This is a genomic window from Ramlibacter sp. (assembly GCF_035554825.1).
Lineage (GTDB): Bacteria > Pseudomonadota > Gammaproteobacteria > Burkholderiales > Burkholderiaceae_C > Ramlibacter.
Window position 1 is genome coordinate 1 of sequence record NZ_DATMHS010000100.1, and the last position, 23,351, is coordinate 23,351.

30 protein-coding genes and 1 tRNA gene are annotated in these 23,351 nt (G+C 68.5%); 5 read left to right on the top strand and 26 right to left on the bottom strand.

Annotated features, from left to right (window positions below; genetic code table 11):
* Positions 1–205 precede the first annotated feature (205 nt).
* The 20 genes from VNT59_RS12045 to VNT59_RS12140 all read right to left on the bottom strand — a co-directional run bounded on the left by VNT59_RS12045 (position 206) and on the right by VNT59_RS12140 (position 11,216).
* Positions 206–282, bottom strand: a tRNA-Met gene (locus VNT59_RS12045).
* Positions 283–317: 35 nt separating this feature from the next.
* Entirely contained in the window at positions 318–713 is a 396-nt protein-coding gene (gene rplQ / locus VNT59_RS12050; RefSeq protein WP_325498651.1) for a 50S ribosomal protein L17, read from the bottom strand.
* A gap of 186 nt (positions 714–899) precedes the next feature.
* Positions 900–1,889 (bottom strand): DNA-directed RNA polymerase subunit alpha, encoded by a 990-nt coding sequence (locus tag VNT59_RS12055; RefSeq protein ID WP_157401077.1) that lies wholly within the window; start codon positions 1,887–1,889, stop codon positions 900–902.
* Positions 1,890–2,022: 133 nt separating this feature from the next.
* Positions 2,023–2,646, bottom strand: coding sequence for a 30S ribosomal protein S4 (rpsD, locus tag VNT59_RS12060; protein ID WP_325498652.1), 624 nt, complete (start codon positions 2,644–2,646; stop codon positions 2,023–2,025).
* A 119-nt stretch (positions 2,647–2,765) separates the two neighbouring features.
* A complete protein-coding gene (gene rpsK, locus VNT59_RS12065) occupies positions 2,766–3,170 on the bottom strand; it encodes a 30S ribosomal protein S11 (RefSeq protein WP_168109800.1) in 405 nt (134 codons plus the stop codon).
* Between the two features lie 18 nt (positions 3,171–3,188).
* Positions 3,189–3,554, bottom strand: a complete 366-nt coding sequence (rpsM, locus tag VNT59_RS12070) for a 30S ribosomal protein S13 (RefSeq protein ID WP_325498653.1) — start codon at positions 3,552–3,554, stop codon at positions 3,189–3,191.
* A 23-nt stretch (positions 3,555–3,577) separates the two neighbouring features.
* Positions 3,578–3,691 carry a 50S ribosomal protein L36 gene (gene rpmJ / locus VNT59_RS12075; protein WP_141508387.1) on the bottom strand — a complete coding sequence of 38 codons (114 nt, stop codon included), beginning with the start codon at positions 3,689–3,691 and terminating at the stop codon, positions 3,578–3,580.
* A 26-nt stretch (positions 3,692–3,717) separates the two neighbouring features.
* Positions 3,718–3,936 carry a translation initiation factor IF-1 gene (gene infA, locus VNT59_RS12080; protein WP_325498654.1) on the bottom strand — a complete coding sequence of 73 codons (219 nt, stop codon included), beginning with the start codon at positions 3,934–3,936 and terminating at the stop codon, positions 3,718–3,720.
* Positions 3,937–3,940: 4 nt separating this feature from the next.
* Complete coding sequence (secY, locus tag VNT59_RS12085; RefSeq protein WP_325498655.1) at positions 3,941–5,260, bottom strand: preprotein translocase subunit SecY; 1,320 nt, start codon at positions 5,258–5,260, stop codon at positions 3,941–3,943.
* A gap of 31 nt (positions 5,261–5,291) precedes the next feature.
* Positions 5,292–5,738, bottom strand: coding sequence for a 50S ribosomal protein L15 (gene rplO, locus VNT59_RS12090; RefSeq protein ID WP_325498656.1), 447 nt, complete (start codon positions 5,736–5,738; stop codon positions 5,292–5,294).
* Positions 5,739–5,763: 25 nt separating this feature from the next.
* Positions 5,764–5,949, bottom strand: a complete 186-nt coding sequence (gene rpmD / locus VNT59_RS12095; protein WP_325498657.1) for a 50S ribosomal protein L30 — start codon at positions 5,947–5,949, stop codon at positions 5,764–5,766.
* Between the two features lie 14 nt (positions 5,950–5,963).
* Entirely contained in the window at positions 5,964–6,485 is a 522-nt protein-coding gene (gene rpsE, locus VNT59_RS12100) for a 30S ribosomal protein S5 (protein ID WP_325498658.1), read from the bottom strand.
* Between the two features lie 17 nt (positions 6,486–6,502).
* Complete coding sequence (gene rplR / locus VNT59_RS12105; RefSeq protein WP_325498659.1) at positions 6,503–6,868, bottom strand: 50S ribosomal protein L18; 366 nt, start codon at positions 6,866–6,868, stop codon at positions 6,503–6,505.
* 11 nt (positions 6,869–6,879) lie between these two features.
* A complete protein-coding gene (rplF, locus tag VNT59_RS12110; protein ID WP_325498660.1) occupies positions 6,880–7,413 on the bottom strand; it encodes a 50S ribosomal protein L6 in 534 nt (177 codons plus the stop codon).
* Between the two features lie 16 nt (positions 7,414–7,429).
* Complete coding sequence (gene rpsH, locus VNT59_RS12115; protein ID WP_325498661.1) at positions 7,430–7,825, bottom strand: 30S ribosomal protein S8; 396 nt, start codon at positions 7,823–7,825, stop codon at positions 7,430–7,432.
* Positions 7,826–7,843: 18 nt separating this feature from the next.
* Positions 7,844–8,149: a 30S ribosomal protein S14 gene (gene rpsN / locus VNT59_RS12120; protein ID WP_325498662.1), complete on the bottom strand. Its 306-nt coding sequence runs from the start codon at positions 8,147–8,149 to the stop codon at positions 7,844–7,846.
* Positions 8,150–8,158: 9 nt separating this feature from the next.
* Positions 8,159–8,698: a 50S ribosomal protein L5 gene (gene rplE, locus VNT59_RS12125; protein ID WP_325498682.1), complete on the bottom strand. Its 540-nt coding sequence runs from the start codon at positions 8,696–8,698 to the stop codon at positions 8,159–8,161.
* Positions 8,699–8,700: 2 nt separating this feature from the next.
* Positions 8,701–9,018: a 50S ribosomal protein L24 gene (gene rplX / locus VNT59_RS12130; RefSeq protein WP_325498663.1), complete on the bottom strand. Its 318-nt coding sequence runs from the start codon at positions 9,016–9,018 to the stop codon at positions 8,701–8,703.
* A gap of 14 nt (positions 9,019–9,032) precedes the next feature.
* Positions 9,033–9,401 carry a 50S ribosomal protein L14 gene (gene rplN / locus VNT59_RS12135; protein WP_168109812.1) on the bottom strand — a complete coding sequence of 123 codons (369 nt, stop codon included), beginning with the start codon at positions 9,399–9,401 and terminating at the stop codon, positions 9,033–9,035.
* 246 nt (positions 9,402–9,647) lie between these two features.
* Complete coding sequence (locus VNT59_RS12140; protein WP_325498664.1) at positions 9,648–11,216, bottom strand: glycerol-3-phosphate dehydrogenase/oxidase; 1,569 nt, start codon at positions 11,214–11,216, stop codon at positions 9,648–9,650.
* A gap of 56 nt (positions 11,217–11,272) precedes the next feature.
* Between VNT59_RS12140 and proC the strand changes: the two genes are divergently transcribed.
* The gene (gene proC / locus VNT59_RS12145) at positions 11,273–12,109 is read left to right on the top strand and encodes a pyrroline-5-carboxylate reductase (RefSeq protein ID WP_325498665.1); all 837 of its coding nucleotides are present in this window, start codon (positions 11,273–11,275) and stop codon (positions 12,107–12,109) included.
* On the opposite strand, the gene ubiA is transcribed toward proC, so the two are convergent.
* From ubiA to recG, 4 genes are read right to left on the bottom strand one after another with little or no spacing between them, the layout of a single operon-like run.
* Entirely contained in the window at positions 12,110–12,970 is an 861-nt protein-coding gene (gene ubiA / locus VNT59_RS12150; RefSeq protein WP_325498666.1) for a 4-hydroxybenzoate octaprenyltransferase, read from the bottom strand.
* The gene (locus VNT59_RS12155) at positions 12,970–13,911 is read right to left on the bottom strand and encodes a Dyp-type peroxidase (RefSeq protein ID WP_325498667.1); all 942 of its coding nucleotides are present in this window, start codon (positions 13,909–13,911) and stop codon (positions 12,970–12,972) included. The genes ubiA and VNT59_RS12155 overlap by 1 nt, the downstream gene beginning before the upstream one ends.
* Positions 13,908–14,861: a LysR substrate-binding domain-containing protein gene (locus tag VNT59_RS12160; RefSeq protein WP_325498668.1), complete on the bottom strand. Its 954-nt coding sequence runs from the start codon at positions 14,859–14,861 to the stop codon at positions 13,908–13,910. Before VNT59_RS12160 ends, VNT59_RS12155 begins: the two co-directional genes overlap by 4 nt.
* A gap of 22 nt (positions 14,862–14,883) precedes the next feature.
* A complete protein-coding gene (gene recG / locus VNT59_RS12165; RefSeq protein WP_325498669.1) occupies positions 14,884–17,139 on the bottom strand; it encodes an ATP-dependent DNA helicase RecG in 2,256 nt (751 codons plus the stop codon).
* A gap of 52 nt (positions 17,140–17,191) precedes the next feature.
* Here recG and queA point away from each other — a divergent pair, with 52 nt between their 5' ends.
* Genes queA through tgt form a run of 3 tightly spaced genes read left to right on the top strand, consistent with a single transcriptional unit; the run spans position 17,192 to position 20,459 of the window.
* Complete coding sequence (queA, locus tag VNT59_RS12170; RefSeq protein WP_325498670.1) at positions 17,192–18,232, top strand: tRNA preQ1(34) S-adenosylmethionine ribosyltransferase-isomerase QueA; 1,041 nt, start codon at positions 17,192–17,194, stop codon at positions 18,230–18,232.
* Between the two features lie 8 nt (positions 18,233–18,240).
* Positions 18,241–19,305, top strand: coding sequence for a histidinol-phosphate transaminase (gene hisC, locus VNT59_RS12175; RefSeq protein ID WP_325498671.1), 1,065 nt, complete (start codon positions 18,241–18,243; stop codon positions 19,303–19,305).
* Positions 19,299–20,459: a tRNA guanosine(34) transglycosylase Tgt gene (gene tgt, locus VNT59_RS12180; RefSeq protein WP_325498672.1), complete on the top strand. Its 1,161-nt coding sequence runs from the start codon at positions 19,299–19,301 to the stop codon at positions 20,457–20,459. The genes hisC and tgt overlap by 7 nt, the downstream gene beginning before the upstream one ends.
* Before the next feature lie 6 nt (positions 20,460–20,465).
* On the opposite strand, the gene VNT59_RS12185 is transcribed toward tgt, so the two are convergent.
* Positions 20,466–21,281: a hypothetical protein gene (locus VNT59_RS12185; protein ID WP_325498673.1), complete on the bottom strand. Its 816-nt coding sequence runs from the start codon at positions 21,279–21,281 to the stop codon at positions 20,466–20,468.
* 112 nt (positions 21,282–21,393) lie between these two features.
* Between VNT59_RS12185 and VNT59_RS12190 the strand changes: the two genes are divergently transcribed.
* The gene (locus VNT59_RS12190; RefSeq protein ID WP_325498674.1) at positions 21,394–22,125 is read left to right on the top strand and encodes a helix-turn-helix transcriptional regulator; all 732 of its coding nucleotides are present in this window, start codon (positions 21,394–21,396) and stop codon (positions 22,123–22,125) included.
* On the opposite strand, the gene VNT59_RS12195 is transcribed toward VNT59_RS12190, so the two are convergent.
* A complete protein-coding gene (locus VNT59_RS12195; RefSeq protein ID WP_325498683.1) occupies positions 22,122–23,336 on the bottom strand; it encodes an FIST signal transduction protein in 1,215 nt (404 codons plus the stop codon). The genes VNT59_RS12190 and VNT59_RS12195 overlap by 4 nt on opposite strands.
* Positions 23,337–23,351: the final 15 nt, after the last annotated feature.

Here is a 23,351-nt window from a genome sequence, read left to right on the forward strand (position 1 = left end):
CCGAAGCTCTCGCATTGACGACACCACTTCGTCCAGGCGCCTCGGCTCGCGCAGACAGCAACCCTCGGGCCGCGCAAGTGCCAAACGTTCCTGCCGCGTCGCCTCACGTCATGGGCCATGACTGGGCTTTGCGTCGGCTAAAGCTCCAAGGCAAAACGCCCACTCGAAAGTGGGCGTTTGCTGTGAGCCTTGAGGGCTCTCATGTTGGTTGCGCGGGCAAGATTTGAACTTGCGACCTTTGGGTTATGAGCCCAACGAGCTACCAGGCTGCTCCACCGCGCGTCAGAAGGGAAATTATAGCTTAAATCGGTGTCCGCTTATTCGCCGGCGGGCGTTTCCGGCGCCGCGGCGGGCTCGGGACGGTCCACCAGTTCGACCAGCGCCATCGGCGCGTTGTCGCCGACGCGGAAACCCATCTTCAGGATCCGCGTGTAGCCGCCGGGACGGGTCTGGTAGCGGGGGCCGAGCTCGCTGAAGAGCTTGGTCACGATGTCGCGATCGCGCAGGCGGTCGAACGCCAGGCGCTTGTTGGCCATCGTCGGCTCCTTGGCCAGCGTGATCATCGGTTCGACGACGCGGCGCAGTTCCTTGGCCTTGGGGACGGTGGTCTTGATGACCTCGTGCTCCAGCAGCGAGTTCATCATGTTGCGCAGCATCGCGAGGCGGTGCTCGCTGGTGCGGTTCAGTTTACGAAGGCCGTGGCCGTGACGCATGGTGATTTCCTTTCCTTATCGATACCGCAGCCGGATCAGGTACTGCGGGTTCACCAGTTCAAAAAAAACAGACTTCCGTACGCAGAGGTCGCAGAGGGCCCGCGGAAGACGCAGAGAAGACCTTTTCAATGGTTCTCTTCTGCGTCCTCTGCGTACCCTTCGCGTCCTCTGCGTTCGGCTGTTGGGTTAACGCTTGTCGAGGCCAGCGGGTGGCCAGGACTCCAGCTTCATGCCCAAGGTCAGGCCGCGCGAGGCGAGCACTTCCTTGATCTCGTTGAGCGACTTGCGGCCCAGGTTCGGGGTCTTGAGCAGCTCGTTCTCGGTGCGCTGGATCAGGTCGCCGATGTAGTAGATGTTCTCGGCCTTCAGGCAGTTGGCCGAACGCACCGTCAGTTCGAGCTCGTCGACCGGACGCAGCAGGATCGGGTCGAACTGCTGCGAGCTGCGCTGCACCGGCTGGTCGAAGGCGGCCAGTTCGCTGCCTTCCAGCTGGGCGAACACGGCGAGCTGCTCGACGAGGATCTTGGCGGAGGCGCGCACGGCGTCCTCGGCGGTGATCGCGCCGTTGGTTTCGATCTCCACCACCAGCTTGTCCAGGTCGGTGCGCTGCTCGACGCGGGCGCTCTCGACCGTGTAGCTCACGCGCTTGACGGGCGAGAACGAGGCATCCAGCACGATCCGGCCGATCGACTTGGTCGGCTCGTCGGCATAGCGGCGCATCGTGCCGGGCACGTAGCCGCGGCCCTTCTCCACCTTGATCTGCATGTCGATCTTGCCGCCTTGCGACAGGTGGGCGATCACGTGGTCGGGATTGATGATCTCGACGTCGTGCGGGGTCTGGATGTCGGCGGCGGTGACCACGCCTTCGCCGTCCTTGCGCAGCGACAGGGTGACCTCATCGCGGTTGTGGAGCTTGAACACCACGCCCTTGAGGTTCAGCAGGATGCTGACGACGTCTTCCTGGACGCCGTCGATCGACGAGTACTCGTGCAGGACACCGGCGATGGTGACCTCGGTTGCCGCATACCCGACCATCGACGACAGCAGCACCCGGCGCAGGGCGTTGCCCAGGGTGTGGCCGTAGCCGCGCTCGAACGGCTCCAGCGTCACCTTGGCGCGGTTGGTGCCAAGCTGTTCGACGTTGATGGCTTTGGGTTTCAGCAGGTTGGTTTGCATGCAGGACTTCCTCTCAATACCCCCGGCTCGTTACACCGGTAAGGCTGGTGAAGTGCCCTGCGGGGATGCCTCCCAGCAGGGAACGGAAAATCATCGAAGGACGAGGCGGCGCGGCTGCCTCGCTGCCCTTCGTTTACCGCGAGTACAACTCGACGATCAGCGCTTCCTTGACGTCGGCCGCGAATTCGTCGCGGTCCGGCACCTTCTTGAAGACGCCTTCGGCCTTGTCGGCATTCACTTCCACCCACGCCGGCAGGCCGACCTGCTGGGCCAGCTGCAGCGCTTCAACCACGCGGTTCTGCTTCTTGCTCTTCTCGCGCACCGCGATCACGTCGCCGGTCTTGACCAGGTACGACGGGATGTTCACGGGCTGGCCGTTCACGGTGATCGCCTTGTGCGACACCAGCTGGCGCGCTTCGGCCCGGGTCGAGCCGAAACCCATGCGGTACACGACGTTGTCCAGGCGGGACTCGAGCAGGATCAGCAGGTTCGCGCCGGTGTTGCCGCGGCGGCGGTCGGCTTCCTCGAAGTAGCGCTTGAACTGGCGCTCGAGGATGCCGTACATGCGCTTGACCTTCTGCTTCTCGCGCAGCTGCAGGCCGAAGTCGGAGGTGCGCTGGCCCGAGGTGCGGCCGTGCTGGCCCGGCTTGGAATCGAATTTGGCCTTGTCCGCCAGCGAGCGACGCGCGCTCTTGAGGAACAGGTCGGTGCCTTCACGGCGGGAGAGCTTGGCCTTGGGGCCGAGATAACGTGCCACTGTCTTTCCTTTGGTTCATCTGCCGCGGCCGTTTCCGCCGCGGGAGCTGGCGGTGCATGCACGACCAGCGGTGGGCTTACGAAGGACACGGTCCGCGCCCAGCGGACCGTGTTTTCACCTTAAATACGGCGGCGCTTCTGCGGCCGGCAGCCGTTGTGCGGCACCGGGGTCACGTCGGCGATCGAGTTGATCCGGATGCCGAGCGCGGCCAGGGCGCGAACGGAGGACTCGCGACCCGGGCCGGGGCCCTTGATCTCGACGTCCAGGTTCTTGATGCCCTGTTCGATGGCGGCGCGACCGGCCACTTCCGAGGCGACCTGGGCGGCAAACGGCGTCGACTTGCGCGAACCCTTGAAGCCCTGGCCACCGGACGAGGCCCACGACAGCGCGTTGCCCTGGCGATCGGTGATCGTGATGATCGTGTTGTTGAAGGACGCGTGGACGTGCGCGACACCGTCGGCGACGTTCTTGCGAACCTTCTTGCGCACTCGCTGCGCGGCGTTGCTGGCGGGAGCCTTTGCCATGTCTGTACTCTTTCCCGATTATTTCTTCAGTGCCTGGGCGGCGCGGCGCGGGCCCTTGCGGGTGCGGGCGTTGGTGCGGGTGCGCTGGCCGCGCACCGGCAGGCCGCGGCGGTGGCGGAAGCCCCGGTAGCAGCCGATGTCCATCAGCCGCTTGATGTTCATGGTGGTCTCGCGGCGCAGGTCGCCCTCGATCGTGAGCTGCGTGATCTGGTCGCGCAGGCGCTCGAGGTCCTGGTCCGTGAGGTCCTTGACCTTCTTGGAATAGGCAATGCCGGTCGCCTCGCAAATCTTGCGGGCGCGGCTGCGGCCAATGCCGTAGATCGCCGTCAGGCCGATTTCGGCGTGCTGATGCGGCGGGATGTTGATGCCAGCGATACGTGCCATGTGCGTCCTCTATAACTCTGTAATCAGCCTTGGCGCTGCTTGTGGCGCGGATCCGTGCAGATCACGCGGACAATGCCCTTGCGGCGGATGATCTTGCAGTTGCGGCAGATCTTCTTGACGGAAGCCGAAACTCTCATGTCTTTCTCTCCTAAATCTCTCTCGCCTACTTGGCGCGAAACACAATCCGTGCCCGCGACAAGTCGTAGGGCGTCAGTTCCACGGTGACCTTGTCACCCGGGAGGATCCGGATGTAGTGCATCCGCATCTTTCCCGATATATGCCCGAGCACCAGGTGCCCGTTTTCCAGCTTGACCCGAAAGGTGGCGTTCGGAAGGTTCTCAACAACCTCACCCTGCATCTGGATGACATCGTCCTTTGCCATGTCCTTAGCCGCCGAGCGAGGTCTTGAAATTGGCTTTCTTCAACAGCGATTCGTACTGCTGGCTCATCAGGTAGTTCTGCACCTGGGCCATGAAGTCCATGGTCACCACCACGATGATCAGCAGGGAGGTGCCGCCGAAATAGAACGGCACGTTGTACTTCAGGATCAGGAACTCGGGCAGCAGGCAGACGAAGGTGATGTACGCCGCGCCCGCCAGCGTGAGCCGGACCAGGATCTTGTCGATGTAGCGGGCCGTCTGCTCGCCGGGACGGATCCCGGGGATGAACGCGCCGCTCTTCTTCAGGTTGTCCGCGGTCTCCCGGCTGTTGAAGACCAGGGCCGTGTAGAAGAAGCAGAAGAAGACGATCGCGCTGGCATACAGCAGCACGTAGATCGGCTGTCCCGGCGTCAGCGTGCCGGCGATGTCCTTCAGCCAGCGCATGCCGTCGCCGGTCGAGAACCAGCTCACCACCGTCGCCGGCAGCAGGATGATCGACGACGCGAAGATCGGCGGGATCACGCCGGCCATGTTCAGCTTCAGCGGCAGGTGCGACGACTGGCCGCCGTACACCTTGTTGCCGACCTGGCGGCGCGCGTAGTTCACGAGGATCTTGCGCTGGCCGCGTTCGACGAACACGACGAAGTAGGTGACCAGGCCGACCACCGCGACGATGACCAGCGCCACCAGGATGCTCATGGCGCCGGTGCGCACCAGCTCCAGCAGGCCGCCGATGGCGTTGGGCAGGCCGGCGGCGATGCCGGCGAAGATCAGGATCGAGATCCCGTTGCCCAGGCCGCGCTCGGTGATCTGCTCGCCCAGCCACATCAGGAACATGGTGCCGGCCGTCAGGCTCACCACCGCGGTCATGCGGAAGCCGAAGCCCGGGTTCAGCACCAGTCCGGCCGAACCTTCGAGCGCCAGCGCGATGCCCAGCGACTGGAAGACCGCCAGGCCCAGCGTGCCGTAGCGCGTGTACTGCGTGATCTTGCGCCGGCCGGCCTCGCCCTCTTTCTTCATCTGCTCGAACGTCGGCACGACGTAGGTGAGCAGCTGCATGATGATCGAGGCCGAGATGTACGGCATGATGCCCAGCGCGAACACGGTGAAGCGCGACAGCGCCCCGCCCGAGAACATGTTGAACAGGCTCAGGATCCCGCCCTGCTGCCCCTTGAACAGCTGCGCCAGCTGGTCCGGGTTGATGCCGGGCACCGGGATGTGCGCGCCGACGCGGTACACCACCAGTGCGAGCAGCAGAAAGACCAGCCGGCGACGCAGGTCGCCGTACTTGCCGGTCTTTGCAATCTGAGTTGCGCTTGTTGCCACGCTCGCCTTCTTTCGCTACTTCGCTTGCAGGTCAGGCGGCGAAGCTGCCGCCGGCCGCTTCGATCGCCGCCTTCGCGCCCGCCGTGGCACCGATGCCCGTCAGCTTGACGGCCTTGGTGATCTCGCCGGACTTGATGACCTTGACGTTCTTCACGTTCTGGCCGACCAGGCCGGCCGCCTTCAGCCCCAGCAGGTCGACTTCGGCCAGGTTCGACTGGTTCACCAGGCGCTCGAGCGCCGCCAGCGTGATCTCGCCGTTGAACTTCAGGCTGGCCGACTTGAAGCCGCGCTTGGGCAGGCGGCGCTGCAGCGGCATCTGGCCGCCTTCGAAGCCGACCTTGTGGTAGCCGCCGGCACGGGACTTCTGGCCCTTGTGGCCGCGGCCGGAGGTCTTGCCCAGGCCGGAGCCGATGCCGCGGCCGACGCGACGCTTGGCGTGCTTGGCGCCCGCGGCGGGCTTGATGCTATTGAGTTCCATCTGAGTCTTTCAGTCGCTCGGGCGCTTACAGCACCCGGACCAGGTAATCGACCTTGTTGATCATGCCGCGCACCGCGGGCGTGTCCTCGAGCTCGCGCACGCTGTTGAGCTTGCGCAGGCCCAGGCCGCGGACGGTGGCGCGGTGGTCAGCCTTGGTGCCGATCGGGCTGCGCACCAGCTGGACCTTGAGGGTAGCTTGTTGGGTTGCCATTGCTTTGACTCCGGTCAGGCGGCGAAGATGTCTTCGACCGACTTGCCGCGCTTGGCCGCCACTTCCGCCGCGGTGGTGGAATTGCGCAGCGCGTCGAACGTGGCGCGGACCATGTTGTAGGGGTTGCTCGACCCGTGGCTCTTGGCCACGATGTCGGTGATGCCCATCACTTCGAACACGGCGCGCATCGGGCCGCCGGCGATGATGCCGGTGCCGCGCGGGGCGGGCGACATCATCACGCGGGCAGCGCCATGCTGGCCGAACACGTTGTGGTGGATGGTGCCGTTCTTCAGCTGCACCTTGGTCATGTTGCGGCGGGCTTCTTCCATCGCCTTCTGCACGGCGGCGGGCACTTCCTTGGACTTGCCCTTGCCCATGCCGACGCGGCCGTCACCGTCGCCGACCACGGTGAGCGCGGCGAAACCGAGAATCCGGCCGCCCTTCACCACCTTGGTCACGCGGTTGACCGCGATCATCTTCTCGCGCATCCCGTCTTCGGGACCGTCACCTTGCGTTTTTGCCTGAACTCTTGCCATGATCTTTTCCGTGTCCGTTAGAACTGCAGGCCGGCTTCACGCGCGGCATCGGCGAGCGCCTTGACGCGGCCGTGGTAGGCGAAGCCGGCGCGATCGAACGCAACCTTCTCGACACCGGCGGCCTTGGCCTTCTCGGCGATCAGCTTGCCGACCACCGTGGCGGCGGCAGCGTTGCCGCCCTTGCCGGCGGCGCCCAGCGACTTGCGCACGTCGGCCTGGGCCGTCGAGGCCGTGGCCAGCACCTTGGCGCCGTCGCCGGAGATGACCGTGGCGTAGATGTGCAGGTTGGTGCGATTCACCGTCAGGCGCGGCACGCCTTGCGTGGCGATGCGGATGCGGGTCTGGCGGGACCGGCGGAGGCGTTGCTCTTTCTTGGTCAACATGGTGCGCCCCTTTATTTCTTCTTCGTCTCTTTGATCGTGATCTTCTCGTCCGCATAGCGGATGCCCTTGCCCTTGTAGGGCTCGGGCGGGCGGATCGCGCGGATTTCGGCGGCCACCTGGCCGACGCGCTGGCGATCGGCGCCCTTGATCACGATTTCCGTCGGTGCGGGCGTGGCGACCGTGATGCCGGCCGGCATTTCCTTGTTCACCGGGTGCGAGAAGCCGACCGCGAGGTTCAGCTTGGCGCCCTGGGCGGTGGCCTTGTAGCCGACGCCGACCAGGTTCAGCTTCTTCTCGAAGCCCTTGGTGACGCCCACCACCATGTTGTTCACCAGCTGGCGCATGGTGCCGCTCATGGCGTTGGCTTCACGGGATTCGTCGGCCGGAACGAAGGTGAGCTTGCCGCCTTCGTTCGTCACGTTGACCAGGGCATTGCGGGCCAGCGACAGCGTGCCGCCGGTGCCCTTCACGCTGATCTGGTCGTCCTTGATCGCCACGTCCACGCCTTGCGGGACGGCGACCGGCATTTTTCCAACTCGGGACATTTCTGCTGTTCCTTCCTCAGGCGACGTAGCACAGGACTTCGCCGCCGACGCCGCTGGCGCGGGCCTTGCGGTCGGTCATGACGCCGCGCGGGGTCGTCACGATCGCCACGCCCAGGCCGTTCTGGACCTGGGGGATGGCGTCGCGGCCCTTGTACACGCGCAGGCCCGGACGGCTGACGCGCTCGATGTGCTCGATGACGGGCTTGCCGGCGTAGTACTTCAGGGCGATTTCGAGTTCGCTCTTGCCGCCTTCGGTCTTGACCTGGAAACCGTCGATGTAGCCCTCGTCCTTCAGGACCTGGGCGATGGCGACCTTCACCTTCGAATACGGGGCGGACACGGTGGCCTTGGCCACCATCTGCGCGTTGCGGATCCGGGTCAGCAGGTCGGCAATGGGATCACTCATGCTCATAACGTTCTCTCCTGCCGCTTACCAGCTGGCCTTGATCACGCCGGGGATGTCGCCGGCGAAGGCGAGCTCGCGGATCTTGTTGCGGGCCAGGCCGAACTGGCGGAACGTGCCGCGCGGGCGGCCCGTCATCTCGCAGCGGTTGCGCTGGCGCGTCGGGTTGGCGTTGCGCGGGATCTTCTGCAGCGCGAGGCGGGCCGCAGCGCGCTCTTCATCGCTCTTCTTGGCGTCGTTGGCGATCGCCTTCAGTTCGGCCATTTTCGGCGCGTACTTCGCGACCAGTTTGTCACGCTTGAGTTCGCGCTGGATCAAAGCTGTTTTAGCCACGCTGCACCTTCAGTTCTTGAACGGGAAACGGAAGCCGGCGAGCAGTGCCTTGCACTCTTCGTCGGTCTTGGCCGTGGTGGTGATGCTGATGTTGAGACCGCGCAGGGCATCGACCTTGTCGTACTCGATCTCGGGGAAAATGATCTGCTCTTTCACGCCCACGTTGTAGTTGCCGCGGCCGTCGAACGCGCGGCCGGAGATGCCGCGGAAGTCGCGCACGCGCGGCAGGGCCACCGTGACGAAACGGTCCAGGAACTCGTACATGCGCACGCCGCGCAGCGTCACCATCGTGCCGATGGCCTGGCCTTCGCGGATCTTGAAGCCCGCGATGGCCTTCTTGGCCTTGGTCACGACCGGCTTCTGGCCGGCGATCTTGGTGAGGTCGCCGACGGCGTTGTCCATCACCTTCTTGTCGGCCACGGCCTCGGAGACACCCATGTTCAGAGTGATCTTCGTCAGGCGCGGCACTTCCATCGGCGACTTGTAGCCGAACTTCTCGGTCAGCTCGGGAACGATCTTTTCCCGGTAGATTTGTTGCAGACGTGCCATGCTCATGCCACCTTGATTTCTTCGCCGCTGGACTTGAAGACCCGCACGCGCTTGTCGCCGTCGACCTTGATGCCCACCCGGTCGGCCTTGCCGGTGGCGGGGTTGAAGATCGCCACATTCGACTGGTGGATCGGCATCGACTTGTTGACGATGCCGCCGGTGGTGCCCTTCATCGGGTTCGGCTTGGTGTGCTTCTTCACCAGGTTGATGCCTTCGACGATCAGGTGATCGTCGTCCTTGCGCAGCGTCACCTTGCCGCGCTTGCCCTTGTCCCGGCCTGCCAGGACGATGACTTCGTCGCCTTTGCGAATCTTGTTCATTGCACGCGTCCTTGTCAGAGAACTTCGGGGGCGAGCGACACGATCTTCATGAACTTCTCGGTGCGCAGTTCGCGCGTCACCGGGCCGAAGATGCGGGTGCCGATCGGCTCCAGCTTGTTGTTGAGGAGCACGGCGGCGTTGCCGTCGAACTTGACGAGCGAGCCGTCGCTGCGGCGCAGGCCCTTGGCGGTGCGAACCACCACGGCGCTGTAGACCTCGCCCTTCTTGACGCGGCCGCGCGGCGCAGCTTCCTTGATGCTCACCTTGATGATGTCGCCGACGCTGGCGTAGCGACGCTTGGAGCCGCCAAGCACCTTGATGCAAAGAACGGACTTCGCACCGGTGTTGTCCGCGACTTCGAGCCGGGATTCTGTCTGGATCATTTCAAATAATTCCCAACTTGTACCCGCAGCCTGCACCGGGAAATCGGTCCGGCACGGACATCGGATCAGTCTTGGGCCCGCCGTCGCCGGCCGCAAACCACTTGCGGACAGCTTCGTATGGGCAAGATTTCGAGGACCCCTTCGGGTCTTCAATGGCGCGCCTTTTCAAGCGCAGCCAGCGATTATTGCAGACGGGCGACCGGCTGTCAACCGGCCCGCCCCGCCCGGTGGTACCCCCCGCCCGGCCTACTGCGGCAGGGACAGGTAGGAGGCGGCCAGCTGCTCGAAGGCGGCCACTTGGGGATCGATGCCGGTCTCCTCCTGGAGAATCGCGCCGACCTGGCCCGCCAGCGCGCCGGCCTGCCGGGCATCCAGGAACAGCAGCCGCCACCGCCGGGCCAGCACGTCTTCGACGGTGCGGGCGTACTCGGCCCGGGCGGCGAAACGCACCATCGCCTCGGTCAGGCCGCCGCCGAGTTCGCGGGCGGCGCCCGGCAGCGCCTGGACGGCGGCCGCCTCGGTCCCGTAGGAATGCAGGCCCTGCGGCTCGCTCATGGGCACATGGCGCGCCCGGCCCGGGTCCGAACCGAGCAGCGGCAAGTTGGCGGTCACTCCCGGCCGCAGCGGCTTGAGCAGGCCCTGTTCGAAGCACTCGGTGAGCACGTCCTCGGCCATCGCGCGATAGGTCGTCCATTTGCCGCCGGTGACGGTGACGAGGCCGCTGTGGCTCACGATCACGGTGTGCTCGCGGCTGAGCCCCTTGGTGTTGTCGCCGTCGTCGCCTTGCGGCTTGACCAGCGGCCGCAGCCCGACCCACATGCTGCGAATGTCCTCGGTGCGCGGCGCCCGCGCCAGGTACCGGGCCGACTCGCCCAGGATGAACTCGAGCTCCTGGCGAAACGGCCGGGGCTCGAGCGCCAGGTCGCTGCGCGGGGTATCGGTCGTGCCCAGGATCAGCTTGCCGAGCCAGGGCACGCCGAACAGCACGCGGCCGTCCGCCGTCTTGGGCACCATCAGGGCGTGGTCGCCGGGCAGGAATTCGCGGTCGACCACGATGTGCACGCCCTGGCTGGGCGCCACCAGCGCCCGCACCGGGCGGCCGATCGCCTCCCCGTCCAGCTGCCGCAGCTTGTCGACCCAGACGCCAGCGGCGTTCACCACACAGCGGGCGCTGACCTCGTAGCTCGTGCCGGTTTCGCTGTCCTGGCAGGTGAGCCCGACCACGCGGCCCTGTTCGTGGCGCAGGCCGGTGACCGGGCAGTAATTGATCACCAGCGCGCCGCGCGACGCGGCCGTGCGGGCCAGCACCAGCGCCAGCCGGGCGTCGTCGAACTGGCCGTCCCAGTACTTGATGCCGCCCTTCAGGCCCTCGCTGCGCGCCGTCGGCAGGCACCCGAGCGTTTCGCCGCGGCTCAGGAACTCCGTGTCGCCCAGGCCCGCCTTGCCGGCCAGCGCGTCGTACATCTTGAGCCCGGCCCCGTAGAACGGCAGCTCCCAGTAGCGGTAGAGGGGCAGCACGAACGGCAGCGGCTGGGCGAGGTGGGGCGCGTTGTGCAGGAGCGTCGTGCGTTCGTGCAGCGCCTCGCGCACCAGGCCGATGTTGCCCTGGGCCAGGTAGCGCACGCCACCGTGGACCAGCTTGGTGGCTCGCGAGGAAGTGCCCTTGGCGAAATCGTGCGACTCCAGCAGCACCACCGAGAAGCCGCGCGCGGCGGCATCGAGCGCCACGCCCAGTCCGGTGGCGCCGCCGCCGATGATGGCAAGGTCGTAGGTGGTGGGACGGGCCAGCTGGGCGAACAGTTTTTCTCGGTTCATTGCACGCCATTTTCGCCGAGCGGCCGATCGGCGCCGCCGGTCGCTAGACTTTGCCCATGACGACGCGCACCGACTTCTCTTCGCAGGCCCCGATCGCCTTCATCGGCGGCGGCAACATGGCCAGCGCCATCATCGGCGGGCTGCTGCGCCAGGGCCTGCCGGCCGGGCAGCTGGAGGTGGTGGAACCGTTCGCGCCGGCGCGGGACAAGCTGCAGGAGCAATACGGCATCGCGGCGGTCGAACAAGCCGGCCCGGTGCTGCAGCGCGCCGGGCTGGTGGTCTGGGCGGTCAAGCCGCAGACCTTTCGCGAGGCGGCCGCGCAGGCCCGCGCGCACACCCGGGGCGCCGCGCATCTGAGCGTGGCGGCCGGCATCCGCTCGGACAGCATCGCCAGCTGGCTCGGCACCGAACGCATCGTGCGCTGCATGCCCAACACGCCGGCGCTGATCGGCAAGGGCATCACGGCGCTCTATGCCCGCCCGGGCGTCACGCCCGCCGACCGGACCCGGGCCGAGCAGGTCGTCTCGACCACCGGCGACTGGCTGTGGGTGGCGCAGGAGGCGCACCTGGACGCCGTGACGGCGCTGTCCGGATCGGGACCGGCCTACGTCTTCTTCTTTCTCGAAGCGATGACGCAGGCGGGCGTCGAGATGGGCCTGGCGCCCGAGCAGGCGTACCGGCTGGCCGTCGCCACCTTCGCCGGCGCCGCCGAACTGGCGCGCGCGTCCGGGGAGCCGCCCGAGGTGTTGCGCCAGCGCGTGACCTCCAAGGGCGGCACGACCCATGCCGCCATCGCGTCGATGGAGCACGACCGCGTGCAGGCGCTCTTCGTGAAGGCGTTGCACGCGGCCGACCGGCGCGCGAAGGAACTCGGCGACGAATTCGGGAACTAGCTAGCGCAGCGCGTAGCCGGCCACGATGCCGGCAAAGACCGCGAACGCCACCCAGTGGTTGAGGCGGAACGCCTTGAAGCAGCCTTCGCGGGTGCGCTCGCGGATCAGCGTGTAGTGCCACAGCGCCTGCGCCGCCGCGGCCCCGATGGCGGCGAGCAGCGCGAGGTCCGGGATCCGTCCCGCGAGCACCGCGCCCCAGATGGCGAGGTAGGCGGCGTAGCACAGCATGATCACCGGCACGTCGGCGCGACCGAGCGTGATGGCCGAGGTCTTCATGCCGATGCGGATGTCGTCGTCGCGGTCGACGATCGCGTATTCGGTGTCGTAGGCGATCACCCAGAACAGGTTGCCCAGCAGCAGCGCCCAGGCGACCAGCGGCACGCGGCTTTGCACGGCCGCGAACGCCATGGGGATGCCGAAGCTGAACGCCACGCCCAGCACCGCCTGCGGCATCGAGACGAAGCGCTTCGCATACGGATAGACCAGCGAGATCGCCAGCGCCGCGAACGACCAGCCGATCGCCACGGCATTGGTCGTCAGCACCAGCGCGAAGGCGAGCAGCGCCAGCACCGCGCCGAGCCACAGGGCTTCCCGCACCGACACGGCGCCGACGGTCACTGGCCGCTGCGCCGTGCGCTTGACGTGCCGGTCGAACTCCCGGTCGGCCACGTCGTTGACGCAGCAGCCGGCGCTGCGCATCAGGATGGTGCCCAGCGTGAACACCGCGACCAGGTGCCAGCCCGGAAAGCCGTGGGCGGCGATCCACAGCGCGCTCAGGCTCGGCCACAGCAGCAGCAGCCACCCGGCGGGGCGGTTCCAGCGGATCAGATCGAGGTAGAGCCGGAGTTTCTCGCGCGGCATCACGAACCGAGCCCGAGGCGGCGCAGGTCGAGCCGGCCGGCGCGCATCGGCGGGCACCAGAAGCAGGCGCCGCTCACCGGTTTGGAGATCCTGAACATCGCGTCGACGATGCCGTCGTCGTGGCCGGCCATGCGCCGCATCTGCGCTTCGAAGGCCTGCAGCGACCGGCCGAAGGCGACGAACATCAGGCCGGCCTGCATGCCCATCATCCAGGGCATGGAGCGGCGCAGCACGAAGGCTTCGGGCTCGAAGCTCTCCTGCGCGGTGCGCTTGACGTGCGCGGTCTCGGGCGCGTCCTCGAGTTCCTCGTTGTCGCTCAGGCGGCGGCCGATGTGGTGGTCGCGCGCCTCGTCCTCCAGCGCCTCGAAGGCATCCAGATCGTGCACCCATTGCTGCACGGCGACGTAGCTCGAGCCGTCCAGGCCGTCGCCGAGGCCGCGCGCGAACGCCGCCGCCTCGGCCTGGTCGCCGACCGGGTTTTCGGTGCCGTCCTCGAAACCCGTGAGATCGCGGCCATGGCCGCCCTCGCGCCATGCATGCCGGAACGCGTCCAGCACGTGCCGCGGCGCGAACGCCGGCGCCAGCGCCTGCTGCACCTTGCGCGTGACGTGCAGCAGGTCGCCGAGGTCCGAGCCGCGCAACCAGCACCACAAGGTGCCGGGCGTGGCCGGCACGGTCACGCCCTGGCCGGAGAAGTCCGGGAATTCGTGCAACCCGGCGATCTCGGCGCCGAGCGCCCGCACCAGCGACGGGCCGACGCCCACCACGACGTCGCTGCCGTCGACCAGCGGCGCCAGCCGGCCGAGCGCCTCCTTGATCGCGGCGGCATCGACGCCGGGATCGGCCAGCGCGAACAGCAGGTAGCGCGCCACCGGCGGCACCGGCTCGAGGATGCCGGGCTGGTACAGCGTGTCCGGCGGCGGGGCAGTCTGGTCTCTCATGAAAGTCTCTTCACTCCTGGCAATTCACAGGCGTAGATCGCGTTGCGCAACGCGGCGATGGCCTCGTAGCGCGTGAAACTGCGGCGCCACGCCAGCACCACGCGGCGCATCGGCGGGTCGCCGTCGAACGGGATGTACTTGACGAACGCCTGGTCCTCGCGGCGGCGCTTGGGGCGCGGTTCCAGCGCGTCCTTGGGCACCGACAGGCGCGGCACCAGGGTCACGCCCATGCCGGCGGCGACCATGTGCTTGATGGTCTCCAGCGACGAGCCCTCGAAGCTGCGCCGGATCCCTTCGGCATCGCTGGAAAAGCGCGCGAACTCGGGGCACACCTCCAGCACGTGGTCGCGAAAACAGTGGCCGGTGCCCAGCAGCAGCATGGTTTCGCTTTTCAGCTCCTGCGCCGTGATCGTCCTGCGGCCCGCCAGCGGATGGTTGCTGGGGACGGCCGCGAGAAACGGCTCGTCGTACAGCGGCGCGATCGCGAGGCCGGTGTCGGGGAACGGCTCGGCCATGATGGCGCAGTCGATCTCGCCGGTGCGCAGCATCTCCAGCAGCTTCACCGTGAAGTTCTCCTGCAGCATCAGCGGCATCTGCGGCGTGCGGGCGATCGCCTGGCGCACCAGGTCCGGCAGCAGGTAGGGGCCGATGGTGTAGATGACGCCGAGCTTGAGCGGCCCCGCCAGGGGATCCTTGCCGCGCTTGGCGATTTCCTTGATGTTGGCCGCCTGCTCCAGCACGCTCTGCGCCTGCCGCACGATGTCCTCGCCGAGCGGGGTGATCGTCACCTCGTTGGCGCTGCGCTCGAACAGCTTCACCTCGAGTTCGTCCTCGAGCTTCTTGATCGCCACCGACAGCGTCGGCTGCGAGACGAAGCAGGCCTCGGCGGCCTTGCCGAAGTGCTTCTCCCTCGCGACCGCGACGATGTATTTGAGTTCGGTGAGCGTCATTCCTGGATCGCCGGCGCGCCGGTCACGCCTTCAAGTACGCCGATTTTCCTCCGAACCAGCGGGCCGTGTGGCGCTTTGCCAGGTCGGGATGGCGATCGAGCATCAGCGGCGCCAGCTGGCGGGCCCATTCGAGCAGGCGGCCGTCCAGGGACAGGTCGGCGAAGCGCAGCAGCGGCGCGCCCGACTGGCGCGCGCCCAAGAACTCCCCCGGGCCGCGGATCTCGAGGTCGCGCCGGGCGATCTCGAAGCCGTCGGTGGTCTCCACCATGGCCTTCAGCCGGGCCCTGGCGGTTTCGGCCAGGCGGCCGCCGTCGCCGCTGGCATAGAGCAGCACGCAGGCCGACGCGGCAGCGCCCCGCCCCACCCGGCCGCGCAACTGGTGCAACTGCGACAGGCCGAAGCGCTCGGCATGCTCGATGACCATCAGCGACGCGTTGGGCACGTCGACGCCGACCTCGATCACGGTGGTCGCCACCAGCACCCCCATCTGGCCGCCGGCAAAGAGCGCCATCACGGCCTTCTTTTCCGCCGCCGGCATGCGCGAATGCAGCAGGCCCACCATCACGCCGGGCAAGGCCGCGCCCAGCGCCTCGTGGGTGGCGCGCGCGTTGGTGAGGTCCAGCGCTTCGCTTTCCTCGATCAGCGGGCAGACCCAGTAGGCCTGGCGGCCGGCCGCCACCTGGGCCCGGATGCGCTCGACCACCTGGTCGCGCCGGTTGTCGGCGATCAGCCTGGTGATCACCGGGGTGCGGCCCGGCGGAAGCTCGTCGATGGTGGAGACATCCAGGTCCGCGTAATAGCTCATGGCGAGCGTGCGCGGGATCGGCGTGGCCGACATCATGAGGAGATGGGGTTCGCGCTGCGCGCTTTCCCCCTCTTCGAGCGTCCTGGGACGCCCCCCCTCCCCGTTCCTCCCCCTCGTGGGGGAGGGCTTCACCGCATCGCCGGCCGTGGAGGAGGAGGGCTTCGCGTCGCTGCCGGCGCGGGCTTTGCTTCGCAACGCCAAGCGCTGTTCGACCCCGAACCGATGCTGTTCGTCGATGATCGCCAGCCCCAGCCTGCGGAACTGCACCTGGTCCTGGATCACGGCATGGGTGCCGACCACCAGCGCCGCCTCGCCGCTGGCGACCAGCGCCAGCATCTCGGTGCGCTCCTTCTTCTTCTGCGCGCCGGTCAACCAGGCGACGCGCAAGCCGGCGGGTTGCAGCAACGGCTCCAGCCACCCGATCAGCTTGCGGAAATGCTGCTCCGCCAGGATCTCGGTCGGCGCCATCAGCGCGCACTGCCAGCCGGCGTCGATCGCCACGGCGGCGGCCAGCGCGGCCACCACCGTCTTGCCCGAGCCGACGTCGCCCTGCAGCAGGCGGTGCATCGGCACCACGCGTGCCAGGTCCGCGCCGATCTCGTCGACCACCCGCCGCTGCGCCGCCGTCAGCGTGAACGGCAGCACCGCCAGCAGCTGCTCGGGCAGGCCCCCCGGCTTGGCGCGCAGCACCGCCGACCGCAGGGCCGCCCGCTCGCGCCGGCTTTCCAGCTGCGAGAGCTGCTGCGCCAGCAGTTCCTCGGCCTTCAGGCGCTGCCAGGCGGGGTGGCTGCGGTCCTCCAGCGTCGCCAGCGACACGTCGGGCGCGGGCTGGTGCAGGAAGGACAGCGCCTCGCGCAGGCCCCACACCAGCGGCTGCAGGGTATCGCTGACCCCCGGCGGAAAGGTGTCGGACAGGTCGGCCCGGCCCAAGGCGCCGAGCACGGCCTTGCGCAGGTACGCCTGCGGCAGGCCGGCCACCGTGGAATACACCGGTGTCAGCGCCGCCGGCAGTTCGCCGCCGGCGGCCTGCCACGAGGGATGCACCATCTGCCAGCCGAGAAAACCGCCGCGCAACTCGCCGCGGATGCGCAGCCGCCTGCCGGGCGCCAGCGCCTTCTGCTGCGATGGATAGAAGGTGAAGAAGCGCAGGAGGCAGGTATCGGTGCCGTCGTCCACCGTCACCAGCAGCTGCCGCCGCGGGCGATACGCGATTTCGCACGAGGTCACCACCGCCTCGATCTGCGCCGCCTCCCCTTCGCGCGCGTCGCGCAGCATGACGATGCGGGTCTCGTCCTCGTAGCGCAGGGGCAGGTGCAGCGCCAGGTCGATGTCGCGGGCGAGCCCCATCTTCTGCAAGGCGGCTTGCGGACCGGTCGGCCGCGCCGGCGCCGCGGCCCCGCCCGCGGGCGGGGCGGAAACCCTGGTGCCCCCTCGCGGTTGGCGGGGCGGCGACAGCGCCTTGGTTTCGGGCATGGGACAATTCTGCCTTCTTCACTTGGCACGGGCTCGTTCAGCCCTCAAGCGCATGCGCCACTTCACCCTGGGCGACTTCGACTTCGCCCTCCCCCCCGAACTGATCGCCCAGCACCCGGCCGCCGAGCGCAGCGGCTCGCGCCTGCTCGATGGCACCGCCGCCGCGCCGGCCGACCGGGCCTTTCGCGAGTTCCCCCGGCTGCTGCGGCCGGAGGACCTGCTGGTGTTCAACGACACGCAGGTGATCAAGGCCCGCCTGTTCGGCCAGAAGCCGACCGGCGGCAGGCTGGAACTGCTGGTGGAGCGGGTGCTCGCCGGCCGCGAGGTCGTGGCCCACATGAAAGTGAGCAAGAAGCCGCCGGTGGGCACGACGCTGCGCATGGACGGCGGCTTCACCGCGACGCTGCTGGGTCGCTGGCCCGATCCGGACGGTCCGCTGTTCCGCCTGTCGTTCGACGGCGAACCGCATGCGCTCATGCAGCAGCATGGCCACGTGCCGCTGCCGCCCTACATCGAGCACGCGGACACGGCGCAGGACGCCGAGCGCTATCAGACCGTGTTCGCCCGCCGTCCCGGCGCCGTTGCCGCACCCACCGCTGCACTGCACTTCGACGAGACCGTGCTGGCGGCGCTCGATGCCCGGGGCGTGCAGCGCGCCAGTGTCACGCTGCACGTCGGCGCGGGCACCTTCCAGCCGGTGAAGACCGAGGACATCGCGCAGCACCGCATGCACAGCGAGTGGTACGAGGTGCCCGAGGCGACGCAGCGCGCCATCGCCCAGCTGCGCGCGCGCGGCGGCCGCCTGGTCGCGGTGGGCACGACCACCGTGCGGACGCTCGAATCCTGGGCCAGGAGCGGCCAGGCGAGCGGCGACACCGACATCTTCATCACGCCGGGCTTCCGCTTCCGCGAGGTGGACCTGCTGCTGACCAATTTCCACCTGCCCAAATCCACGCTGCTGATGCTGGTGAGCGCCTTCGCCGGCTACGAGCACGCCATGGGTCTGTATCGCCACGCGGTGGAATCCGGCTACCGTTTCTTCAGCTACGGCGACGCGATGCTGCTGGCCAGGACGGCGCCCGCCAAGGAGTGACCAGGACCATGGACCAGTACTGGAGCCCGGGCATCCGCGACATCCGGCCCTACGTGCCGGGCGAACAGCCGGTGATCGCCGGGCTGGTGAAGCTCAATACCAACGAGAACCCGTTTCCGCCCTCGCCGGCCGCGCTGGAGGCGATCCGCCAGGCGGCCAACGAGGACCTGCGCCTGTACCCGGACCCGGACAGCACGCGCCTGCGCGACGCCTTCGCGCAAGTGCACGGCATCGACCGGGACTGCGTCTTCGCCGGCAACAGCTCCGACGAGGTGCTGGCGCACGCCTTCCTCGGGCTGCTGCAGCACGAGCGTCCGATCCTGTTTCCGGACGTCACCTACAGCTTCTACCCGGTCTACTGCCGGCTGTACGGCATCGCGTTCGAGACGGTCCCGCTGGACGCGCGGTTCGGCATCCGGCTGGCGGACTACGCCCGGCCCAACGGCGGCATCGTGCTGGCCAACCCCAACGCGCCCACCGGACGGGCGCTCGCGCGCGCGGACATCCGCCAGCTGCTGGAAGCCAATCCCGCCTCCGTCGTGCTCGTGGACGAGGCCTATGTCGACTTCGGCGGCGAATCCGCGATCCCGCTGGTGGCCGAGTTCCCGAACCTGCTGGTCACCCAGACGCTCTCGAAGTCGCGCAGCCTCGCCGGGCTGCGGGTGGGCTTCGCGGTCGGCCAGCCGGGGCTGCTGCAGGCGCTGGAGCGCGTCAAAGGCAGCTTCAACTCCTACCCCCTCGACCGGCTCGCGATCGCGGGCGGGACGGCGGCGCTGCAGGACCACGCGCACTTCGAGCGCACCCGCCGCGAGGTGATCGCCACGCGCGAGTGGCTCGCCGGCGAACTCGCGCGGCTCGGCTTCGAGGTCGTGCCGTCGCGGGCCAACTTCCTGTTCGCGGCCCACGCCGTGCTGGGCGGCGCGCAGCTGCTGCAACTGCTGCGTGAACGCCGCATCCTGGTGCGCCATTTCGCGGCGCCGCGGATCGAGCGCTTCCTGCGCATCACGATCGGCACGCGCGCCCAGTGCGAACAGCTGCTCGCGGCGCTGACCGACATCCTCACGATATGCTGAACTTCGAACTTCTGAAGACCGACGGCCACGCGCGCCGCGGCCGACTCACCCTCAACCACGGCGTGATCGAGACGCCGATCTTCATGCCCGTTGGCACCTACGGCACCGTCAAGGGCGTGACGCCGCGTTCGCTGGAGGAAATGGGCGCGCAGATCATCCTGGGCAACACCTTCCACCTGTGGATGCGCCCTGGCCTGGACGTGCTGCGGCAGTTCGGCGGCCTGCACCGGTTCGAAGGTTGGCGCAAGCCGATCCTCACCGACTCCGGCGGCTTCCAGGTCTGGAGCCTGGGCGAGATGCGCAAGATCAGCGAGGAGGGCGTGAAGTTCGCCTCGCCCGTCAACGGCGACCGGCTGTTCCTGACGCCGGAGGTGTCGATGCAGATCCAGACCGCGCTGAACAGCGACATCGTGATGCAGTTCGACGAGTGCACGCCCTACGACACCAAGGGCCACATCACCACCGAAGCCGAGGCCCGGTTCTCGATGGAGCTGAGCCGCCGTTGGGCCGCCCGCTGCAAGACCGAGTTCGCCCGCCTGGAGAACCCCAACGCGCTGTTCGGCATCGTCCAGGGCGGCATGTACGAGCACCTGCGCGAGGAATCGCTGGCGGCACTGGTCGACATGGATTTCCCGGGCTATGCCGTGGGCGGGGTCAGCGTCGGCGAACCCAAGCAAGACATGCTGCGGATCATGGCCCACACGCCGCACCGGCTGCCGGTCGGCAAGCCGCGCTACCTGATGGGCGTGGGCACGCCCGAAGACCTGGTCGAAGGCGTCGGCCATGGCGTCGACATGTTCGACTGCGTGCTGCCCACGCGCAATGCGCGCAACGGCCACCTGTTCACGCGCTTCGGCGACCTGAAGATCCGCAACGCGCGCCACCGCACCGACGAGCGGCCGCTGGACGAGTCCTGCGGTTGCTACACCTGCCGCGGCACGACCAACCCGGACGGCAGCGTCGCCGGCGGCTTTTCGCGAGCCTACCTGCATCACCTGGAGCGCTGCGGCGAGATGCTGGCGCCGATGCTGGCGACCATCCACAACCTGCACTACTACCTCGACCTGATGCAGCAGGTCCGCGACGCGCTCGACGCGGGCGCGTTTCCGGCGTTCGTGCAGCGTTTCCGCCAGGACCGCGCCCGCGGCGTCTGACCGGCTTCAGGCGTCGCCGAAGGGCTGCGAGCCGATGCGGCTGGGTCCCGGCCGCCAGCCCGGCCCACCGCGCGGCCGTTTGCCGCCGAGCGCTGCCACCACCGGGGCTGCCGCGAGCGCCATGGCCAGGTGCGTGAGCGCGTGCCCCGAGACCAAGCCGCGGGACAGTCCGAACACCTCGCGGTCGCTCAGGTCCAGCAGTTTGGCGGCGAGCAGCGCGAAGACCACGAGCGGCCAGCGCACGTGCGGCGCGCCGTGGCGCTGGCGCAGCAGCCCCAGCCAGCTGACCAGCATGATGCCGCCGGCCTGCAGCGCCGACCAGGGCAGGAGGTTGCCGGTGGTCAACCAGGTCCGCACCGCCAGCGGCCCCAGCAGCAAGGCCAGCAGGCCGATCGCCGCCGCCGCCCGTTCGCTCACGTGGGTGGCGACGGCCAGCCCCAACAGGCCCGCCCACGCCACGCCCAGCATGGTGCGCGCCAGCGCCAGTCCGGCGGCGTCGGGATGCGCGTGGTACCAGGCGCAGCCGGCCGCCGTCAGCAGCAGGCCGGAGAAGAGCAGACGGGCCATCGCCCGCTGCATGTTGCTGATGGTCCGCGGCGGCAGGCTGGCCGCGGCGCGCCAGCCGGCCAGTGCGGCGGCGGCGAGCGCGAGGCTCGAGCCCACGTCCAGCGCGAAGGGCACGCCGCCCAGCGCGCGCTGACCGGCGAGGTCATGGGCGCCCGGGGGCTGGACCATGGCCGGCCCCCACAGCGCGATGGCCAGTACCGCCAGGGTGCCGATGGTCAAGGCGGTCTCCCGCGTCCGCGCATTCGTTGGTTGCATGTCCGCTCCTTCGATCAAGGTGGCCCAGTGTGGACAGGAGCTGCCGCCCGGTACAGCAGATTGCGTACTTCTCGCTCTATCGGTCCTTTCGGTATCGGAATACGATACCGACATGAGCACGACCGCCGATCTCGTCGTGGCCCTGAAGAAGGAGCTCAAGGCCGCGCAGATGACATACGCCGATCTGGCGCGGGCCCTCGGGATGGCGGAGTCCAGCGTCAAGCGCATGCTCGCGCGCGGCGACATGCCCCTGTCGCGCCTGGACGCGATCTGCCGCGTGCTGAAGCTCGATTTCGCCGAGCTGGCCCGGCGGGTCGCCGACGCCCAGCCCCTGCTCAGGGAGCTCACCCAGGAGCAGGAACGGGCCGTGGTGGCCGACAAGAAGCTGCTGCTGTGCGCGATCTGCGTGCTCAGCCAGTGGACCCTGGAGCAGATCACCGGCTGCTACCGCCTGAGCGAGCCGGAGTGCATCAGGTGCTTCGCGCAGCTCGATCGGCTGGGCATCATCGAGCTGCGGCCGCTCAATCGCTACCGGCTCAAGCTGGCCAAGACCTTCCGCTGGCGCCCGCACGGCGCGGTGATGAAGTACTTCCGCGAACACGTGCTGCTCGACTACTTCGCCGGCGGCTTCGACGGCGAATCGGAGGGGCTGCTGCTGGTGCACGGGTCCGTCAGCCGCGGCGTCGCGCCCTCCTTTCGCGACCGCCTGCAGCGGCTGGCGCAGGACTTCGCGCAGCAGCACCAGGCCGACCAGAAGCTGCCGGAGAAGAACCGCGAGGCCTGCACGCTGCTGCTGGGAATGCGCAGCTGGGAGTTCTCGGCGTTCCGGGCGCTGCGCCGCTAGCAGAACACCGTGAGCACGCCGGTGTAGCCGTACAGGTGGTTGCGGGCGATCTCGCCGCCGGCGAAGAAGCCGACCAGGGGCACGTCGCCGAGCGCGCGCCGCACGATCTGCAGCTCGGCGCTGGGACCGCCGAAATGCGGCCCGCCGCGGCCGGCGCAACTCACGTACACGGCGCCGGCGATGCGGCGCGCCGGATGCGGCCCGGCGCCGGCCTCGGGCGCGGCCAGGGCGGCGGCGACCGGCAGGCTCATCTCCTGCGGCTCCAGTTCCTCGCGGATCTCGGCGCAGATGCGCATCAGATCGGCCCGCGCCGCCTGGGCGTTGCGCTGGCAGAACGCCATCCGCATGGCCGGCTCGACCCGGTCGGCCACGGCGACCGCGTTGCGCGCCGGGTCGAGCCCGATGATGTGCCGCACCAGCACGTCGGCGCCGAAGTCGCCGGTGCGGCTGACCAGGTCGGAGCCGCGCGGCGTCAGGCCCACCAGCGTGGCGCGCAAGGCGGCCATCGCCTCCTGCGGCCGGTCCAGCGAAATGCCGGTGTCGCGCAGCAGCACGTCGAGCGCCGGTTCGCCGTCGAGCTCCAGCATGACGTTGCCGTCGGCCTTGGTGACCACCCGCTCGGGCGCGACCGGATGGCAGCCCTGCGTGACCCGCGACACCAGGGCCACGCCCTCGCCGAACGCGACGCCCGACAGGCCGCCGCGGAACACGCCGCCGGCCCGCCCCTGGCCCTTGATGTTGCCGTTGCCGCCGACGGCGAACTGCAGCGCCTGGGTGCGGCTGGAGGCGAGGCCGCCGAAGAGGTAGCCGGTGGTGGTGCGCTCGGCCATCTCGGCGATCAGCTCGGCGAGGTCGGCGGTGGCCGCGTCCGCGTGCACCAGCGCCGTGTGCGGCTCGAAGCCCATGCCGTCGCCCACGGCCAGCGGCGCGACGCCCGAGAACACCCGGTACTGGTCGGGCGGCACGGCGCACAACATCACGCTCAGCGCCGGCTCGTCGAAATACTCCACATTGGAAGCCGACACGCCCACGCCCACCGTGCCGGCCCAATCGGTGACCTCGGGCAGCTCGGCGCCCAGGTGGTCGAGGATGGCCTGGGCGTGGGCGGCGTAGTGGTCGGTGATGTACAGCAGTCCCAGCGTCGGATTGGCCGCGTGGTCCGGCAGCGCCATCTGCGCCCGCAGCTGCGCCAGCACCAGACCCGCCGCCATCGGCCACTGCGGATG